The following is a 1,931-nucleotide window of genomic DNA, read 5'->3' on the forward strand; positions in this document are numbered from 1 at the left end:
TTTTTTCTGACATCGACAGCAATTGTTTCTGTCGCATTCTGTGCGACCTCTTCCAATGCTCAGGAGGCCGCACAAGGTGGGCAGGTCGGGGAGATGACCATATCGGTTGACGATATGCGCGAACCCGCGCCCGCAGATTTCTCGCCCTATGCCGGGCGCGATTTTCCGACTCGTCCGCTGTGGGGCGATACCCACCTGCACACGTCCAATTCGCTGGATGCGCGCGGATTTGGGGTCATCCTGAGCCCGGATGACGCTTATCGATTTGCACGGGGTGAGGAGGTCACGACATCACACGGCCTCCGCGTACAACTGTCGCGTCCGCTCGACTGGCTTGTTGTTTCCGACCATTCGGATGCCATGGGGGCAATGAATGAAATCATTGCGGGAAACTCAACGCTGATGCGTGATCCAACGCTTCGAGATTGGAGCGAACGACTTAATGCAGGTGGAGACGTTGCTCTCGGTGCGACTATGGAGGTCATTGAGACATTTGCCGGGATTACCGGGGAAGCCCTTCCCGAGGCTGTGTCGGATCGCAGGTTCGTGCAGTCCGTTTGGGACGAGTTCACGCAAACCGCCGATCATCACGACGACCCCGGTACGTTTACTGCGTTCATCGGATACGAATGGACATCCACCGAAGCCGGCAACAACCTCCATCGCAACGTGATTTACCGTGATGATGCCATTCGCGCACGGCAAATGCTGCCCTTCACGACCGCAGAAACCTTTAATCCGGAAAAGCTGTGGGACTGGATGGAAACATATGAAATGGAAACCGGCGGTCGTGTTCTGGCCCTTGCCCACAACGGCAACGTTTCCAACGGCCTTATGTTTCCAGTCGAGACCAATCCGGAAACGGGTGAGCCATTGACGGCGGACTACGCTGAACGGCGCGCGAAATGGGAACCGATGTACGAGATCACCCAGATCAAGGGTGATGGGGAAACCCATCCGTTCCTGAGCCCGAACGATGAATTTGCGGACTATGAAACCTGGGATAAATCCAACCTTGGCCCGACGCCAAAAGAAGATTGGATGCTTCAGTACGAATATGCCCGCGAAGCTCTGAAGAACGGTCTCAAGCTGGAAGCGCAACTTGGTACCAATCCGTACAAATTCGGTGTCGTGGGTTCGACCGACAGCCATACCGCGTTGGCGACGGCGGAAGAGGACAACTTCTTTGGCAAGCACTCCGGCGTCGAGCCGGAGCCCGGTCGATGGCAGCATGTCGTTGGCGAATTTGACGCGTTGAGGATCCTCGGCTGGGAAATGGCAGCCTCTGGCTACGCAGCGGTTTGGGCCGAAGACAACACACGCGAAGCCATATTCGACGCCATGGAGCGCAAAGAAGTTTATGGAACAACCGGCAGCCGCATAACGGTTCGTTTCTTTGGTGGCTGGGACTTCACAGAGGAGGACGCGCGATCACGTCTGCCCGCCGAAATAGGATACGAAAAGGGCGTTCCCATGGGCGGCGACCTCTCGGAAGTGCCCGAGGGCGCAGATGCACCGACATTCCTTATTGCGGCTCTCAAGGACCCGTATTCCGGCAATCTCGACCGTGTTCAAGTTGTGAAGGGTTGGGTAGATGCCAACGGCGACACGGAAGAGCAGGTGTATGACGTGGCATGGTCGGGAGACAGGCAACCGGATGCCGATGGCAATCTACAGGCAGTGGGTAACACCGTGGATGTCGCAACGGGTACGTTCACCAACTCAATCGGTTCTCCGGAGCTATTGACGGTTTGGAAGGATCCCGACTTCGATCCGTCATTGCGGGCATTCTACTACGTTCGTATTCTGGAAATTCCAACGCCCAGGTGGACAGTTTACGATGCCGTTCGGTTCGGGGACGAACTGCCCGCAGATGTGCCTACCTCAACACAGGAGCGCGCTTACACTTCGCCAATCTGGTATACTCCAGA

The 1,931-nt window shown here is 56.4% G+C and carries 1 protein-coding gene; it reads left to right on the forward strand.

What is annotated here, in order from left to right; translation table 11 throughout:
• Nucleotides 1–93: 93 nt before the first annotated feature.
• Nucleotides 94–1,931, forward strand: a 1,838-nt coding sequence (locus ACR0J8_RS24185; RefSeq protein ID WP_480527959.1) for a DUF3604 domain-containing protein, incomplete at its 3' end; no start/stop codon positions are given.

Source organism: Ruegeria sp. N11 (assembly GCF_056531525.1).